10 protein-coding genes are annotated in these 18,950 nt (G+C 54.3%); 9 read left to right on the plus strand and 1 reads right to left on the minus strand.

Annotated elements, in window-relative coordinates:
- The first annotated feature begins 223 nt into the window (after positions 1 to 223).
- Entirely contained in the window at positions 224 to 6,736 is a 6,513-nt protein-coding gene (locus A3850_RS09075) for a hypothetical protein (protein ID WP_157501011.1), read from the plus strand.
- Positions 6,737 to 7,005: 269 nt separating this feature from the next.
- On the opposite strand, the gene A3850_RS09080 is transcribed toward A3850_RS09075, so the two are convergent.
- On the minus strand, positions 7,006 to 8,784 hold the full coding sequence (locus A3850_RS09080) for a glycoside hydrolase family 15 protein (protein ID WP_068215803.1): 1,779 nt from the start codon (positions 8,782 to 8,784) through the stop codon (positions 7,006 to 7,008).
- Between the two features lie 319 nt (positions 8,785 to 9,103).
- On the opposite strand from A3850_RS09080, the gene A3850_RS09085 reads away from it, so the two are divergent.
- The 8 genes from A3850_RS09085 (at position 9,104) to A3850_RS09120 (ending at position 18,950) form a co-directional block, all read left to right on the plus strand.
- Positions 9,104 to 10,123, plus strand: coding sequence for an FAD:protein FMN transferase (locus A3850_RS09085; protein WP_068215804.1), 1,020 nt, complete (start codon positions 9,104 to 9,106; stop codon positions 10,121 to 10,123).
- Positions 10,124 to 10,159: 36 nt separating this feature from the next.
- A complete protein-coding gene (locus A3850_RS09090; RefSeq protein ID WP_068215806.1) occupies positions 10,160 to 11,050 on the plus strand; it encodes a DMT family transporter in 891 nt (296 codons plus the stop codon).
- 64 nt (positions 11,051 to 11,114) lie between these two features.
- Positions 11,115 to 12,578, plus strand: a complete 1,464-nt coding sequence (locus A3850_RS09095) for a BamA/TamA family outer membrane protein (RefSeq protein ID WP_157501013.1) — start codon at positions 11,115 to 11,117, stop codon at positions 12,576 to 12,578.
- A gap of 60 nt (positions 12,579 to 12,638) precedes the next feature.
- The gene (locus A3850_RS09100) at positions 12,639 to 13,523 is read left to right on the plus strand and encodes an NAD kinase (RefSeq protein WP_068215810.1); all 885 of its coding nucleotides are present in this window, start codon (positions 12,639 to 12,641) and stop codon (positions 13,521 to 13,523) included.
- Positions 13,524 to 13,961: 438 nt separating this feature from the next.
- Positions 13,962 to 14,840, plus strand: a complete 879-nt coding sequence (locus A3850_RS09105) for a helix-hairpin-helix domain-containing protein (RefSeq protein WP_068215811.1) — start codon at positions 13,962 to 13,964, stop codon at positions 14,838 to 14,840.
- 222 nt (positions 14,841 to 15,062) lie between these two features.
- Positions 15,063 to 16,400 carry a hypothetical protein gene (locus A3850_RS09110; protein ID WP_068215813.1) on the plus strand — a complete coding sequence of 446 codons (1,338 nt, stop codon included), beginning with the start codon at positions 15,063 to 15,065 and terminating at the stop codon, positions 16,398 to 16,400.
- A 266-nt stretch (positions 16,401 to 16,666) separates the two neighbouring features.
- Complete coding sequence (locus A3850_RS09115; protein WP_068215815.1) at positions 16,667 to 17,218, plus strand: RNA polymerase sigma factor; 552 nt, start codon at positions 16,667 to 16,669, stop codon at positions 17,216 to 17,218.
- 4 nt (positions 17,219 to 17,222) lie between these two features.
- Complete coding sequence (locus A3850_RS09120; RefSeq protein ID WP_068215817.1) at positions 17,223 to 18,950, plus strand: hypothetical protein; 1,728 nt, start codon at positions 17,223 to 17,225, stop codon at positions 18,948 to 18,950.

Here is an 18,950-nt window from a genome sequence, read left to right on the forward strand (position 1 = left end):
GATTGATGGCTTGCAGTCAAAGAACAACAAGTTGACAACCCCATACAGGGTGGTAAAGACTTACAAATTCTATGCGTACTTTTGTACCGTTATAGGATTTCAAGGTTACTATTCTTTATTCTACACGTCTTTACACTGTCAGTCACAGACTTCTATCAGTTAGTTGGATCTTCTCTCTGAGTTGATTTTGGTCTTGTTGTCTTTCCACTTGAACAAACACATCATGTTTTACAACTTTAACCGTGCCAGCAGGTCGCTTGCGATCTTCTTCAATGTGCTCATAGTGAGCCTGTTGTCGCTAGGTTCTTTGTACGGAGCTGGTACTGCTAACCTTGCTTCGCCGGACAGCGACCCCGTAATGCTTTTCGTAGGTGAGGAAACCTTTGGGGATTTCGCGAGCTACAATGGCCCGGAAACCAGTAGGCTCAACTTCAGGGTAGCTACCTCCAACGAGGTCGTCTACTTCGGTTTTGGCAGAGGGTTCAAGGCTGATGGTACCCAAGAAACATTGGGTCAGTACCGATTTCGGGTACGGAGCGCGGCCACCGGTGAGACCGTCTTTGGCCCCTTCACCATCAACTCCAATACGGAGAATCTCTTAAACCTCAGCCAGGCTGCTGCCGGCCCACAAGACCTGAACCCCGGAGGTTACGCCATGACTGACTACTCTACGTTTACTCCAGCTAAGGCGGGTGAGTACTACGTAGAATTTGACCAAACCAGAAATCGACCGCGCTACATCGGCCTGTGGGACATTACCATCGCGAATAATGGTAATGTTCAGACCGGACGTGTCTACTCCAAAAACTGGGCCTTCCGGGTACCAGAAGTAAAACCGGTTCAGCCCTACTGTTCCTTTGGCGCCGAGCTATCTACGGAATTTTACTCCTACACGAGCGGCGGGTTCGTTACCCGGATCGACTTTACCGACTCCGGTTTTCAACCCCTATCCTTCAACCTGGCCTTTAACCGGAAAGGCCCGGGCACTACTGGTGACCTGATTGAAGACCGAAAATCCGTTCCCTTCATCAACGCTACGGATGATGCGGCGGAACACCTCATTTTTTTGGAGGAACCCGACATTGCCCTTTTCCCGGATGGGGAATGTGGCCAGGCCACAACAACCGGCCGCCTCCAGTGTGCCGGCGATGACCAACTGTGTATCCCGGTTACGCTATCGATGCCCGGCCAGCTGGATATTTTGCTCGACTTCAATCAAAATGGAATCTTTGACGAAGATATGGACCGCTTCCTGGTCTACGCCTCCGGGCCCGATGGACCACTCGAGGATTGTGTGCCATGGGATGGCTTGATGGGTAATGGCAACCCTGTACCTGATGGTGCATTATTCGATATTCAATTAAGATTTGCACAAGGCGTCCAACACTGGTCCCTCTACGACGGAGAGTTGATGCGCAACGGCTTCTGCCTGGAACCTATTCGCCCCGCTTGTAGCGTGAGTAGCGATACGCCCATCTACTACGATGACGAGAACATCGTCGAGGACCCCGGAACAGGAGGCACCAAAGTTGAACTCAATGGTTGCCAGTGCCGGACCGATGACTGCCGTACCTGGACTAATTTTGAAGCCAATGCTTCGGACGACTGTATCATCATCGACAGTGAAACTACCGGCTACGGGGATCGCAATACGCTTAATACCTGGTGGTTTGCCTATGCGTTCAATACCAGCGAGCTCGACGTACCTTTCTCAATAGTAACAATTGATGGACCGGATGACATTTGCCCCGGGGCCGAAGCGGAACTCGAAATTTCCGTCAGCAGCAGTAACACCGTCGAAAGCATTAGTTGGACTGGGCCTAACGGTCCCCTCCCACAATTTGCCGGAGAGTTCAGCATTGTGGTTACTGATCTGGGTGCCTATTCCGTCACCGTAACGGACATCGCAGGTTGTACCAGCTCGAGTACCTACGTCCTCCGCACGGTCGATTGTAGCCTGGACGCTACGGTCACCTCCGTTACCTGCAATGATAATGGTACGGACACCGATATGTCGGATGATACCTTCACGGCATCCGTATTAGTTACCGGGGATAACAGCGCTGGCTTCACCTACGCAGGAAATGAGTACGCCTACGGGGACGTGATCGAACTCGGTCCCTTTTTGATCTCTAATGGCGATTTAGAACTGACCTTTACCGATCTGTTTTACGACTGTTGCGAAGAAACCGTCACCGTGGTCGCCCCACCGCCCTGTAGCGATGGTTGCGCTATCACCAGCGTTAACATCATCAGTGTGGATTGCTTCGATGAGGGCACTTCTACTGATCCAACGGACGATTCCTTCACCTTTACCATGGTGGTCACTGGCATCAATGGTGGTGACAGCTGGGTAGATGAAGCGTCTGGCCTAACGGGAGAATACGGGGTCACAAACACTTTCGGTCCCTTCCTCATCAGCGACGGAGACCTTAACTTCTACTTTCAGGACGTTACCGATCCGGACTGTGCCATCGCCGCTACCGTGCAAGCACCGCCGACTTGTTCCGACGAATGTATCCTGACGCCGGTCGCGACCAACATCACCTGTTTTAATAACGGTACGCCTTTTGATTCCTCTGACGATCTGTACACTTTTGACCTTCAGGTTACGAGCATTAACTCTCCGTCAGTTGCTTACAGCGTTGATGGTATGGGCGCCTACTTGTACGGCGCCGTCAACACGATTGGCCCGCTCCGAATAACTGGTGATGACTTCACTTACCAAATCACTGACCTGGGTGGCCCTGGATGTTTCACTTCATTTACGCTGCCTGAATCTCCGGCTACCTGTTCGAACGAATGTGCCATCGCCATCGATGACGTGATACTGACCTGCCGGGACGATGAAGAATCCTTTAGCGGCCAACTGCAGATCGAGGTACTGGTAACGAACGCCAATCCCGGTTCCGCCGAGTGGGTATCCAGCACGGGCGTCAGCGGCGCCTACGGTGTTTACGTGCCCATCGGCCAGCTCAACCAGGGCGGTGCTTCCCTCAACTTCACCATCAACGAAGCCGGCCGGCCCACCTGTTCAGCCTCCGGTGCTATCACATCTCCTGAAGTCACTTTCGAGTGTCCACAGCCCATTAGCAGTACAGGATTCCCAATGTCCGTCCAAACATTTGGCGCTGCCGCAGGTGCGGGGGAAGAGGGAACTTGCTACCTCGGTGAAGAAGTCGACGGCGGTAACCGCAGGACCAGTCGTCTCACCTTGGAATCCGCCGCATTGAATCAGAACGGTAGTGAAGTGATAACGCTCTACCTCTACGGCGAGTCCGGCCAAGATTTCACGGCCGCCGCCTTTGCGCAGCAGGCAGAGGCCACCCTGACGTGTGATCTCCTGGCCAGCGTTTTGGCGACTTCTGGATCACCAACTACTGGTTTCGTTCCCGCATTGCCAACGGAGTTGGTCCCGGCTGGATTGGTAGCTTACGGGCACCTAACCGTTGCTCTTCAACCCGGAGAAGTGTTCTCATTAGTTACCTCCACTACGGCTTCCGGGAATGATGCGGCTTTCACGTACGTTGCCGTCCTCGCTCAGGGGGGCGCACTACGGGTGCGCTCGGCCAATGGCAGCCCATTAGAAACGACTACGGCTGAAGCTGAATTCAACTTCCTAACTTCTGCGGACCAGATCAACCTATGGTTTGGTAGCCGGTCTTCGGCGGACTCGTTGGGTCTTCCCACCGTAGCGAATCTCTGTGGTACGGGGGAGTTCCTTATTCGCGATACCTTGCTTGGCACCTGCGCCAGCGCCCAGATGATCCGGCGCTTTGATCTGGCGATCGGTGATACCGTGCTGACGGACGTTTGCGAACAGGTATTCTCCATAAACGTATTGCGCCCCGAGGACGTGATCTGGCCGCGGGCGAATTACCGTTTCCGCTGCGACGAAGACTATCTGGCGCTCGACAATGGTGCTCCTTCGCCGGATGTGATGGGCTACCCAATCGTCTACCGCGATGGCCGCCCCGTGCTACTGACGGGTGATCAGGTGAATGAACTCTCGGTTACGTTTGGGGACACCATATCAACCAATGAAGCGGGTGAAACCGTCGTGGTGCGCCGCTGGCGAGTGACTGGAGAATGCTCCGACGACGAAGCTGTTTTCACCCAGACCTTTATTCTACAGGGTGAAGGCCAGGCTTTCTTTACCTGCCCCATCAGTAACCATTACTGCCCAATCGTTGATGAGGACATCATGGTTTGGCCCATGGACGAACACGCCTGTACCGCTACCATTGAACTGCCGGAAGTAGAACTGAATGGCCTTTGTGACACAATGGGCTGGACCTTCACGACGGAAGTTCTCCGCATCACTGAAACTGGGGACAGCATCCTTTTCCTCACGCTGATTGATGGCGATGACCGCACGATTACGGACCTCCCCGCCGGAGATTACCTGCTCTACTTTACGGGTGAACACCCAACGGAAACCATCGAGGGCCGGTACTGCCGTTTCCGGGTCGCCGATCTGGAAAACCCGATCGCCGTGTGCCGGGGTAATCTGACCGTATCCATCGCCGGCAACGGACAAGTTTGGATCAGCACCCAAATGATAGATCTGGGTAGTTACGATAATTGTGCGCTCGGAGAAATAGGCATCCGCCGCGTTGATGGGGATAGTGTATTGCTGCCTTACACTCCCACCCTCACCTTTAACTGTGAAGATGCTGGTGAATTCACCACCGTAGCGATGCAGGTTACGGACGCCGTGGGGAATGAAAACTTTTGTACTACAATCGTCGAAGTAGTTGACCAAACCGACCCTTACTGCACTGGTCTGGATGACGTAACGATCAGTTGTGCGGACCTTCCGGATGGCTTTGATGCCACGGATACGCTACAGCTGGCCAATCTCTTCGGGGTGCCAGATGTGATCGACAATTGTGCCGCCTTCTCTACGGAACTGACTCCCATCATTGCGGGTGATGCTTGTAACCCTGAAGTCATTCGCCGCTCCTTCCGCGCGCGGGACCAGAACGGCAACTTGAGCAGAAATCTTTTCTTTCAGGACATTACGGTAGTCCCTTCACTTGACTACGTGATCGTAATGCCGGAAGATGTAATCACCGATTGCGCGGCGGATGCCAAGGCGCCCGATGTACTCGGGGATGCTTGTGACTCAATTACCGTAACCTTCGTAGACGAAGAACTTACGCCAGGTCAGGACGATTGCCGCTTCTTAAGCCGTACGTATACCATCACGAGTTGGTGCGAGTGGGATGGAACTAGCCCCGCAACGGTGATTGCGCGGGACGAAAATTGCTCGGTCGTTGCAGGCAGTGCACCAATTTACCTTATTCGCACTCCTGACGCGGCTTACGTTGACGTCGATACTTCCATGATGAATGGCTTGCCAGCCGCTGGTACTTGTGGCGATAACCCTGCCGGCTACCTCAGGAGCTTGTCTGTGAACCTGACCGGTCGTTATACCTACACCCAACTTATTCGGGTACAGGATGATGTCGCGCCTGAACTAGCCGTGGTGGTCCCGGATACTATTTGCGCCCAAGCCACCAACTGTGAATCAACCTTCACGATTGGCTTTGAGGCCGTAAACGCTTGCGCAGGCGAGGGAGGAAATATCAGCCTTGCAATCGATTTGATGGGAGACGGTTCCACGGACGGAAACGCGGAGGACTTCGGCACCCTGACCGGTACCTATCCCAGTTTCGCTTACGAAACGACACTACCACTCGGTAGCCACCAGTTGACGGTAATGTTGACGGATGCTTGCGGTAATGTGGCCACCGAAACGCGTGAGGTAGCCGTGCAGGATTGCAACGCACCTTCCTTTACTGCCCGCGAAGACCGCGCCTACGTACTTGATCTGCTCCCCGAAAACGGTGGGGTAGCGTCAGTACAAGTTAGTGCCATCGATCTGGTCCTGCGTGGAGAGTCAACTTGTAACGATGACCTAACCTATTCCGTGAATCGCAAGGGGGAGACGCCGGATCCAGAACTGGTAGATATCTACCTGAACTGTGATGATCGCTACCGGATTGAGCTGGAAGTCTACGCTTGGGATGGAGCTGACAACCCACTGGCCGTCCAACCTGATGGAACCGTTGGCGGTCAAAACTGGGAGGTACGAACCGTCCCGGTACGCGTAACTGATCCGAATCAGGTTTGCCAGGATTGTCAGGTGGGTACCAACATTACCCTGAACGGACGCATCGTAACCCGCACGGGAGTAGCGATGGAATTAGTGACCGTTGAGCGGGGCGATGGAGTTTCCTCCGTCACCAGCCGCTTCGGTACCTACCAATTGGCGGGTGAATTGAATAAAGACTACACCCTAAGTGCGACTCTTCCAGCAGCAGACCGCCGGGAAGGACTCAGCACTATTGATATGTTGATCCTACGCAGCCACATCCTGGGAATCCACGCGATGACGGATCCACTTCAGCTATTAGCCGCGGACGTCAATCAGGATGGTTTGATCAATCTTCAGGATATGATGCTCCTGCAGGGGCTCATCATCGGCAACGAACGGTTCTACCCGGCGACAAACCCTTGGGTTTTTGTTGCCGCGGATTGGTCCGGCCAGGGGAAGCCCAGTCAGGAGATCAGTATCCTGAACCCTACCGCATGTAGTGACGGGCACGACTTTATCGGCGTACGTTTGGGAGATTTGAACGCTAGCGTTACGTTACCATCAAGTTCAACCGGGAATGCTAATGTAGCGACCGCAGCTGTAGCCGCCGATCCTGGCAATCATGCAGAATAAAGGGTGGCAGTTCAGTACAAAAAGGGGCCGGATAGTACGGTTCTATGCCTGACAGCCGTGCTATGTATGTCGAAAAGACATAAATAGTAAAATTTCACCATACGATATGCCCGAATAAAAGCCCAATGTGCTACCTTGCGATTACAATCGGATGGCTCGTTTGATGCTGGCTTCTGATTTCAAGAATTGTTTGTTCAAGTGTTGTTTTCGTCCCTCCCCGATTTAGATCGAGGAGGGGCTTTCATTTAGGAGTAAATCACCGGGAGTAATTATGACTCCTGACACTGCTTATCGATTTGGAAAGCAGCCGATATCAGTGCAAGGTGGGAGAAGGCCTGAGGGAAATTACCGAGCTGCTCGCCGTGGATCCCTATCTCTTCACTGAACAGGCCGACGTGGTTCCCATAGCCCAAGAGTTTTTGCATTACTACAATGGCTTCGTCGACGCGCCCAGTGCGCGCGAGGCATTCTGCGTACCAAAAAGAGCAGATGGTGAAGGAAGCTTCCTCCCCTTCAAGACCGTCCGTAGCGCCGTGCTCCTGGCGGTACCGGAACACGAGAACGTCTGCCGTCAGTTGCTCTTCAATTTTTTCGAGGGTCTTGATCCAACGGGGTTCCTTGCTGGAGACGAAGCGGAGGAGGGGCATCAGCAGCGCGCTGGCGTCCACGGTATCACTGCCGAGAAATTGGGGGTAGGCTTGTAGTTCCTCATTCCAAAAGTTCTCGAAGATGTCCTGGTGAATTTCATCGCGCACATTGCGCCACTTTACGAGGGGGCAGGGGAGGGACCGGTCCTCCGCAATGCGGATGGCGCGGTCAATCGCCACCCAACAGCAAACGGTGGAATGAAGGAAGCGTTGTTTACCACTCCGCACTTCCCAAATTCCGTGATCCTTGGTTTTCCAATTGTCTACTACGTGCTCAACCAGGGTGGAGATGCTTTTCCAGAAGTCCATCGTGATGCTGCCACCAGCCTTGTTGTAGAGGTAGATCGTATCGATGAGTTCGCCGTAGATATCCATCTGAGTCTGGTCGTAGGCACCGTTGCCGATCCGGACGGGTTGGCTCTTGCGGTAGCCTTCGAGGTGGTCCAGCTCAATCTCTTCGAGTTCTTTCCGCCCGTCGATGCCGTACATGAGCTGGAGGTTGTCCATACACTGCTCTTTGATCCAACCGACGAAAGCTTCGGCCTCTTCGGTGTAGCCCAGGCGCAAGAAGGCGTAGATGGTGAAGGCGGAATCACGAATCCAGGTGAAGCGGTAATCCCAATTGCGTTCGCCCCCAATGGTTTCGGGCAGGCCGAAAGTGCCGGCAGCCACGGTACTGCCGAAGTGCTTTGAGGTAAGAAGCTTCAGCGCCAGCGCGGACCGCACGACGGACTCCTTCCACATTCCGTCGTACTTGCAGCGGTTGGACCAGGCCGTCCAGTACTTACGGCATTTTTCAAATTCGGGGAGGAAGTCGTTGACGTATTCCTGGCCCTCATCCAGGGTAAGCAGGAAATCAATGTTCTCGCCACCCTTTAGGGAGACGACTGCTTGAAGACCGCCATCCACTACGTCTAACTCCGCGGTGGTGGCCAGAAAGAGGGTAGGCTGATTGCCCAACGGATCGTGCATCAGGTAGCCGGAACCGTCTTCTTTTGCTTCTACGGTACAAGTCTCCCGTGCGTAATCGTAGCGTGGGCGGATGTCGATGGTCAGTTCATGGTCTCCGTACACTCCCTTGATGCGGCGGTAAATGGCAAAGTCCTGCTCCTCTTCCGCAATGGGCATGAAGTCGGTGACCTCCACGATGCCCGTCGGGTTGTGGTAGCGCGTCAAGAGAATATTCGTACCAGGTAAGTAGAGTTGTTTGTGGCGGATATCCTCCCCGGCTACGGTGATGGAGAAGTCGCCGCCTTTATTGTCATCTAGGATTTTAGCAAATACCGTTGGAGAATCGAAACGGGGGAGGCACATGAAGTCGATCGTCCCGTGAGTGTCCACCAAAGCGATGGTGTGGAGGTTGCCGATAACGGCGTGATCTTCAATGGGTAGGTAGGGCATGGGGAAAGAGCTTTGGCGATAGTTAAGACACGAATGCGTTGCGATAAACGTACACTCTGCCTAACCTAGAACTGAGGGCGGTGTTTCCGGCGGGGTTAGATACTTACATCGGGATGCCGGTAGCATCGATCCCACACCTTAAGTTTTTGCTAACGGGGGTAATCTGTTACGGTGGTGTCCTAACTCTGAAATATGGGTTTTTATAGTGTGTGTTTTACGCGAGCCAGTAGTTCTGGCTCGCGCTTTTTTGTAATACGGCTCTTTCCATCCAGGCACGGAAATACCGTCCGTTGAGTGGGCTTCGTACTACCTTTGGCGGATGGTCCTCAGATTAATTATCCTACTGTTTACTTGCCTTTTACTGTGTACCTGCGGCAGCGCCCCCGCGGAAGTTGTGGTGGATAGCCAACCCCGAAAATGGGAGATCAGCGGCCGGGCCATGGGATCTTACTACAAGATCACTTACCTCGGTGATAGCCTGTCGGGATTGAGTGCCCGCATTGACAGCTTGCTCGATGCGTATAATCTGGAGCTCAGTGCGTGGGTGCCCGAGAGTAAATTGAGTGTGTTCAACCGGGAAGCCGAGGGGGTGAATTTGGAAGGCACCCAACACTTTATCCCCAATCTGAACCTGGCGCGGATCGTCCACCAAGCGACCGGAGGCGCATACGACCCCACCATTGCCCCCCTGGTGAATTACTGGGGCTTCGGTACGGGCCAACCGCGGCAGTCGGCGGAAGTAGTGCAGGAGGAGATTGATCGGCTACTCCCACTGGTGGGTTTTGAGAACCTTGAATTAGAGGGCCAGCAACTCGGCAAAAAGTACCCCGGCGTACAACTCGATCTAAACGCCAGCGCCAAAGGATACGGGGTAGATCTGATCGCCCAACTACTGAAGAACAGCGGCCGGCCTGACCACCTGGTGGACGTCGGCGGGGAAATGCGCGGTGGCGGAACCAAAAACGGACAAGCCTGGACGGTAGCCATCCGCTTGCCCGACGAAGACAAGGCAAAAATCGCCCTCGCGGGCACCCTCCCGCTGAGTAACGACCGGGCCATCGCGACCTCCGGCAACTACCTGAATTATTATAAAGTGGGTGGGGAGACCTTCAGCCACACCATCAATCCGAAAACTGGATTGGTAGAGCGTAACCGCTTACTGAGTGCATCCGTACTCGCGCCCGATTGCGCGACGGCCGATGCCTTCGCCACCGCCTGCATGGTGCTGGGGCCGGAGCAAGCCATGGCGCTAATTGAGCAGGACCCTAAACTGGAGGCTTACTTCCTGGTACGTGGCGAAGGCGACGCCCTCGAAACGCTGAAGTCTTCCGGGCTATAGACTACCGCTGGGGTGGGGTGGCTTACCTTCGCCGCCGTGAATACCAAGCAAAGCCCCGGATGGATAGATTACGTGACCCTGATCGGGCTGAGTTTGATCTGGGGAACGAGTTATATCCTCATTAAAAAAGGATTGGACGTATTCACGCCCGCACAGGTCGCGAGTTTGCGTTTGGGTATTTCCGCCCTGGCCTTATTACCGCTCGCCGTTACCCACTTAAGAAAGATAACGCGGCGGCAAATACCGCTATTAATCGTCATCGGGATAACCGGAACGGGTTTGCCCTCCTTTCTTTTCCCGTTCGCGCAAACCGAATTAAGTAGCAGTTTGACGGGGATGTTGAGTGGGCTGACGCCGCTCTGCACCTTCATCGTAGCGTACTTTTTATTCCGCAAAACTGCCGGTGGTGGGCGGCAATTTGCGGGGGTATTGCTCGGGCTGGTTGGGGCTGGTTTGCTCGCTTGGTCCGCCCCCGGAGAAGCGGGGCAGACGACGCAATTTGCCTACGCCGGGTTCATTTTATTGGCGTGTTTTTGCTACGCGACCAGTTCTAATTTAGTCGGGGCTTACTTCAAAGAAACGCCGGCGCTTACGATTACGGTGGCCAGCTTTTTTCTGGTTGGGGTGCCCGCTTTAATCTGGGCGCTGAGCGCAGGTGCCGTGCCGGAGACGGTAATGAGCGAGCCGGATGGGGCGGGTTGGTGGGCGCTGGCTTACGTAGGATTTCTGGCCGTGGTCAGTACCGTGCTGGCGAGTATCATCTTTTTCAAGATGGTGCAACGCTCCGGCGCCGTATTTGCCAGTACGGTGAGTTACATCATTCCGCTGGTGGCGCTGAGTTGGGGCCTGCTGGATGGGGAAGCCCTCAGCTTTTGGCAGTTACCCGCCGTCGCTCTGGTCCTGGTAGGTGTATTCCTGAGCAAGTAAGACCGGCGTCAAACTGCGGGAGGCGAACGGGCATCATTAGTGCAGGATTGACGTTATTGCGGCGATGCTTGCACTTCTACGGATTCTGCTGATGGCTTTTTGCGGTCTCTACCTGGCCCCATTGGTGGGGCAGGGTGGGGGAGCATCAATAGCGACCGTAAGCAAAACATCGGAAAGGGATACCATCGTTTTATCCGATTCCGTACAGGTAGTCGGTATATACCTTAACGGACAGAAGCGGACGCGGCAGCGCGTCATCTTCCGGGAGATGGGCTTGAAAAGGGGCGCTCGGATTCCCTCTACGGAAATCCGAGAACGGGTGGACCGGAGCTACGCCACCCTCATGAATACCGGTTTATTCGCCAGCGTAGATATTGCGATCGATACCCTCAACGCCGACGAGATCGCTTTGGAATTACAGATCAGAGAAACCTGGTACCTATACCCAGTACCAGTATTCTCGCTGGCGGACCGGAATTTTAACGTATGGCTCAACGAAATGAACGCGTCGCTGGACCGGGTGAATATCGGGGCTAAATTGACCTACTATAATTTCACGGGCAGGCGCGACCGATTAAAGATTGGTTACGAAACGGGGTACCGCCGCTTATACGAATTAAGCTATCGCCACCCATACATCAATCAGGCTGGAAGCCTCGGCCTCGAAGCAAGTTATCGGTACCGGCAGCAGCGGGAACAGAATTACCTCACGGTGGGGAACCGCCAGGAATTTGTACGCTTGGAAGATCGATTTATCTACGAGCAGCAGTCGGTGGATGTAAAATTGACCTACCGCCGCCGGTTGTACGTAAGCCATTCCCTGACGGCAGGGTACCAAAGCAGTGAAATTGCGGATACGATTGCTACCATCCTAAACCCGGAATTCTTTGGTGGTGGACGCAGCTCTCAGGAATTCGCTTCCCTGCGCTATTCCTTTACGGATGACCGGCGGGACGTTAGAAACTACCCCTGGCGTGGTTATTTCCTCCGCGCTACGCTCGATAAGGACGGGTTGGGGATTACCGGTGAACGCGATGGGTTAACGGCCGGCCTCACCTATTCAAAATTTATTCCCCTCAATGAGAAGTACAGCATCAACGTAGGGGCGGGGGCGAAGTATAGTTTTATCCGGAGCCAGCAACCCTTTCTGGAAAATAGGGCCATTGGGTTCGGTAGCAATGGCATTGTGGGGTACCAATTTTACGTAGTGGATGGGCTGGATATGTTGATCTGGCGCGCTGGCATCCGGCGGGAGTTATTCCGGACGAAAGTGAATCTCGGCAAATGGGTATTCATCGATGCTTTCCGGCAAATACCAATCCGGGTGCTATTTGCCGTGCAGGCTAACCAAGGATTTGCCAACGCCCCGTTCGCCGGTGAAGCGAACCGACTAAATAATACCCTGCTAACGGGGGTGAGCGCCGGGTTTGACGCCGTTCTTTACTACGATATGGTAGGGAGCGTGCAGTATAACCGCAATCACCTGGGGGAAGACGGGGTTTTCTTAGCTTTACAACTGAGCTTTTGATCTTTCTCCAGACCTTACGCGGCCGGCCAGACATGGTGCAGGGGCGGTAGAACCGATATTATGCAAGTCGTCATTTATAGCCAGGTCCTGAAAGAAAAGGACGTGCCCGTCATTCAGGATCTATTTGATCTGCTGGCGGATAATGGATTTTCCACGTACGTATACGGCCCCTACCTGGAAGAGATTCGTCCCCACATCACCTTTAAAAAGGACGTTGGCAATTTTGGGGGATACCTTGATTTCCGTATCAAGCATTTTGATATGTTCATTTGCCTGGGGGGGGATGGTACCATTCTGCGGGCGGCTACCATTGTGCGGGATACCAAGATCCCCATCCTGGGCATTAACCTGGGGAGGTTAGGATTCCTGGCCCGCGTTGAAAAGAGCAGACTGCGGGAAACATTGGAATTACTCTCCCGTGGTCGGTTCAGTACGGAGCGGCGGGATATGCTTTATCTGGAAAGTAATTTGCCAGTATTCGGCGAGACGCCTTATGCGCTGAATGATTGTACGCTGTTGAAGCGGGATACGTCTTCCATGGTAACCATTCATACCTACGTAAATGGAGCCTACTTAAATAGTTACTGGGCGGACGGTATTATTATTGCCACCCCGACGGGTTCAACGGGGTATTCCTTAAGTTGTGGTGGGCCCATTGTTTTTCCGGGTAGTGGTAATTTCGTAATTACACCCGTTGCCCCCCATAACCTCAACGTAAGGCCGATCATTATCTCGGATGACGCCATCGTCAGTTTTGAGATAGAGGGCCGCGCCGAGAATTTTCTCTGTACGTTGGATAGTAGATTCGAAACCATTACCTCCGTGCATAACCTGGCGGTGCGCAAGAATAAATTTGGCCTGCATTTGGTAGAATTACCCGGCATCAGCTTTATGGATACATTACGGGGCAAATTGCACTGGGGGGATGACCGGCGTAACTTTTAACGACGATCCCCCGAGCGCTCTATAGCGTAATTACACTGTTGTCAATAGAGGTGTACGGGTGGTAATACATGAAACCGCAAAAGGGTATCAATTTTAGATCTTCGAAAAGAGCCGGGTTCACGTGGAGAATACCAGCGTTTAATAATTTAGGTATATATTTGCGTATCGCTGCAAAATGAATGCTAGATTTTCAGTCGGAGCTATACAACCAAAGATGTCTGGCATACCTTTCGTAGATCGTCTTTTTAAGCTACATCCCCGTTGCACATTTAGGTTGCATGAGGCATAAGCCTGTGCCAACTTAAATCGGGATTTTTATTAGCAAACAACAACCGTACCTATTCTTACGCCACCCGGTATTTTTTTTGATGCAAGGCTTAGTGCCTAATTCAAACTAGGTACTCTGGCTAAACCAATTTTTTAACTCACTCAAAGCAAATGGCTAATATTAAAAAAGAAGTCGCCGCGTTGATCTCACGATTTGACGCTGCGCAAGAAGCTTTTCTCGCAAATTCCGCCGACGTAAAGAAATTACGCAAAACCCACAAAAAGGAGCTCAAGCAAGCTGGCAAGGACCTGAAAAAAGCCAACCAGCAAATTGCAGCGCTCAAGGAAGAGGTAGTCGAATTGCAAAAAGCCCTTTCCGAAAAGACCAGTGCGCTAACGCTAGCGGAAGCGAAGGTTATGGATCAGAAAAAACCTGCCGCCAAAACCACCCGCAAGCCAGCCACTAAATCTACGGGCCGCCGCGGCCGCCCCCGCAAGAACGCACCTAAGCCAGCAACGGCCGAAGCGACCCCAGCCAAGTCTGCCCCAACAACCGCCACCGCAGCCGTTACTTCCGCCGCGAAGGCCAAGGGTGGTGCTGCCCCCAAAGCAAGCGAGGCCAAGCCCGCCGCACCCAAGCGCCGTGGACGCCCCGCCGGTAGCAAAAACAAGACTACGGCAACGCCCACCAAAGCAACCGCGAAGCCAACCGCTGCCGCCAAGAAAACGGCTGCTAAAAGTTCCGCCAAGCCCGCCACCAAGGCAGCTCCCAAGCCGAAAGCTGCGCCAGCTCCCGCCGGCGTAAAGCGTGGCCGTGGCCGCCCCCGCACCAAGCCAGTTGTTGAGGCTAGCCCGCTGACGAAGATCAACGGCGTAGGCCCAGCACTTGCAAAAGCCCTCGAGGCAGGCGGTATCACTACCGTTGCTCAGGCCGCTAAAGCCAGCAACTCGAAGATCACTGAGATCTTCAACACTGTGGGCCGCCGTTACAAAGATCCGGACCAGGCCAAGATTCAGGCCTTCCGCGACGCTGCAACTGCCGCCAAGTAGGTAGTACGCTAACTCATTTTGCTACATAAAAGGCCACTTTTGGGGGATCAACCTCGGAAGTGGCTTTTTTCGTGCCCGGCCCCGTCAGATAATGGTGGTGTAATCGCACATCTGAAAGAAATAATCGTTGAAATTGCCAGCTGGGCAGCAGGTCTTTATCCTGCATTTGCTCAGCCATCGATTTAATCAACGTAACTGATTCCCACAAATCAACCTTTAGTTATGCGCTCAATAGTACGCCTCTCCTTACCACTCTTGGCCTTGTTTGCCATTTTCTTTTCCACCGGCTGTGACGACGGTACGACGCCCGGCAGTGGCGTCACCCTGCCACCACTGCTGCGGCTGAATTCCGGTGCCGGCATTATTGACGTGGACCAGGAACTCGACCTCTCCGAAGAAAGCTTTATCGTCAATCTGACGGCCACTACCGGAGACGCAAATCTCAATAATCTCCGTATCGAGCAGGATGGCCTATTGGTCCCCGCTAGCCGCCTGAACTTCAGGACCGGCCAAACGGCCAACAACCCTATTCTTCTCTTCGGGAGTGATGCCGCCGGTTTTACCTACGAAATCGAAATTCTGCGGGACCCCGCCCAGGTTACCGGGCCTTCCACGTATAGCTTTACGGTTAATGACGAAAATAATCTCGCAGCCTCTGAATTCCTCGTCATCAGTTACGTGCAGTCCGCCCCTACGGTGGAGCTCGTCATTGAAGACGGCTTTGTGAGCAGTGATGCTACGGTACTGAGCCGCGGCGGTGTCTTCAACGTCCGCGTCCGGAGCACCTCCACGGGTACTGACTTGCAGAGCCTGACCGTCCTCGAAGACGGTAACGTGATGGACGCCTCTCAGCTCTCCATCAACGGTGGCAACGTAGATGCAATGAACCCGCTGACGTTCGCCACGGGCGAGATGTCCGGCGCAACCTACCGCTACCAGATTTCCCCAGAAAATACCACTACTGATACGCGGACCTACACTTTCCAGACGACGGACGTCGACGGCGGCGTAGGCGAAGTCTCCATCAACATCACCTTTGATACACCTCCCGGGACGGCGCTTACGCTGGATACTATGGGTGTTTTCTTCAACGCTACCGGGCAGCTTAACGGGGGGCTTGACCTCGATAATGGCATCGCCGTAGCCTTCGACAGCCCCGACGCTGAGATTCAGGATGAAGGTATCGACGACCGCATTGCTCCGGGTACCGAGAACTGGCGCGCCCAGATCAGCTCAGTCAACGGCACTACTGTGCGCGCCGCCGATCTTTCCATGTTTGGCGACGGCATCACTTTTGGTGAGGTGGATTTGAAGGAAACCATCCAGGCCATTTTTGAGGATCCATCCGTCAGCACGGCGCTTGCGGGTACTGACTTTGTTACCGTTCTTGGCGATCCGGATGGTACCGAAGAGGTGTCCCTCCCCATCCAGGGTGGTGGTGATAACGGCGAAGTCTTTGCCGTCCGCAAGGGCGATACCTACTACCTCGTTCAGTTCACCAGCGTCAACTACGTAGCCGGATCCAACGCCGATAGTTACGACGTTTCTATTCGGTACTAGGTAAACATTTCAGCTTTTACTGGGGCGCTGCCGCAGGTGGAAAGTTGGGGATCAAGCGATCCGGATCGGCACTGGGCTAAGGGATAATTCCTGCGGTTAGTGGACTGGTCCTTACGTCTTGATCCTTAGCTAGCACCCGCGGCAGCGCCCTTGCAATGTCCGGGAATGGGTCTAAATGGCTGTTAAACCCCGGAAAAGTCGGCACGGAGCAGCGAAGGGGTAGGGTAAACCGTTTATCTTACGGTCCGCAACAGACCCGCCCGAATATGGACTATACCGCAATACTGCACAATGATGAGCGAAGCTTCGTCGATGCCCTTTCGAGGGGAGACCGGCAGGCCCAGCGCGTGCTGTACGAAGAGTACTACGGAGCCTTGATGTCCATTTGCCAGCGTTATGCCGGCAGTGAGGACGAAGCGTTGGATCTGTTGCACGAGAGTTTCATCAAGATCTTCCAAAAAATTGGTCGCTACGAATCCGGTACCGCGCTCATCGCGTGGATGCGCCGGATTACCGTGAATACGGCCATCGATCAGTACCGGCGCAATAGCCGCCGCCGTACGGAGGATCTGGATAGCGCCTACGGTATCTCATCGGATGCACCGGATGTGTTCGCACAGTTCGGCGCCCGGGAGATCCTCAGCGCGGTACAAAAGTTACCACCCACGTACCGGACCATATTCAACCTCTACGTTGTGGAGGGATACAGTCACAAGGAAATCGCCGAACAGCTCTCCATTACGGATTCCACGAGCCGCTCGAACCTGGTAAAAGCCCGGGGTAAACTGCAAAAAGTTTTGACCGCCCCCGGCCGCTAACCGTATGAAGGATACTCACGAACAATTCGACGACCTGGTGCGCCAAGGGCTGGAGAACCTACCTCCCGCAGCCGCTACCCCGGCAGCCTGGAACCGCCTGCAGGATGCCCTGGATAACCCGCCCGAGGACCAACTCGTCCGCGACGCACTAAGTCAACTTCCCATTGCCGCGCCGGTAGGCTGGGCCACCCTCGAACGCCGCCTCGACGCTGCCGCCGGAGACGCGGGCCTGGCCGAAAAACTACGCGGTCTGGAACCCACCCCCGCCCCCGGCGCCTGGATGGCTTTCGCTGACCAACTAGACGCCAGAACGGCCGAAGAGGTAGATGCCATTGTCCAGGAAAAACTCAGCCTGGAACCCGGCGGGCCGGCCACAGGATGGGCGGCTTTGGCTGCGCGGTTGGAACTCATCAAAGAACGGATCCACTGCCTGACGGCCTGGAAGATCACCGAGCTTTCCCTGATGGCCAGCTTCTTGTTGTTATTGATGCGTTTTGGCCCTACGGGAACAGAAAATCTTAACGCCTTCCCCGTGGACGCTGATGTTCCCACACGAGCTGACGTGCAATTTGAAGGTCAGGGCGTCAACCCCATTGCCACCGTCGATCTGGCAGCGACAGAATCAACGAAGGCGGTTCGGTATATGCCATCGTCCGTTGGAAATTCAGAAGATGGTGCCGCGGAGAATTACCACTCTGATATTATAGCAAGCTTAGCAGCTTCTGAAAACGCTGCTGGACCAATAACCGAAGGGCAAGATGCTGTCGGTACACGCGTAGGCAATCCGGAGTTGCTACCTACTGCAGGCCAATCAACCGAGACGGCTGCCCAAATCACAGGACTGAATAACCGGCCCATACTCCTTGCGACGGCGCTGGTGCCCGGTCTGGGGCTGCCCAATCTGCAACGGGATGGAGCAGTGCCCGAGCGGAAGATTCTGATCACTTCCCAACCGGCGCAGGTTACGCCGAAAGCATCTGGTATCTACCTGAATGCCTTCGCCTCGCCCTTCGATGTGAACCAGATCATCACGCGGTACATTCCCGTCTACGATCTCGAAGTATTGGCGGATAACCGCTTTACCCAGGGTAGTTCCTACGGTTTGCAGCTGGAATCCGTAAAGGGTAAATCCCGCTTCCAAATTGGGGCGGTGTACAGTGAAACCAGTTACATCCCTACGGCCCTGAAGTGGTACCTGCAGGAGGACCTACCGATCTTCGAGCCCGTGAATGGTTACAGCCGCTTTAACTACGCGCGGGTGGAAGTGCCCCTGACGTTCACCCAGGTATTTGCGGAGAGTGATAAGTGGCGCTGGAGCGCACAGGCCTCCGCCAGCCTTTCCGTGATCGCCCGGTCTTCCTTCTTTGTGGATGACGATGAGATCGTGCAAGCGCTTAATTTGCGGGAAGAGCGTGGTGCGGCCGCCGCGGAATTCCTACCCGGCGGTGGTGGCGGTCGTAACGCCGTTGACCGTAAGGACCTGCGCCAGTTGACGGACCCAACCCTTGGCATCTTCCAGGGTGGTGGCTTGTTCGAAAATTCGGGATTATACCTGGGTGGTGGATTCATGGTAGAGCGCATTCTCTCGCCCCGGAGCAGTATTTATCTCTCGCCAACCTTCGGCCGCGCCGTTTACCTCAATCCGGAAAAAATTGGCTTAGGCCCCTATCAGGATCGCATCCATACTGGCCAATTACGCGTAGGAGCTCGCTACAAATTAGGGCAGCAATAA

The organism is Lewinella sp. 4G2 (assembly GCF_001625015.1).
Lineage (GTDB): Bacteria > Bacteroidota > Bacteroidia > Chitinophagales > Saprospiraceae > Neolewinella.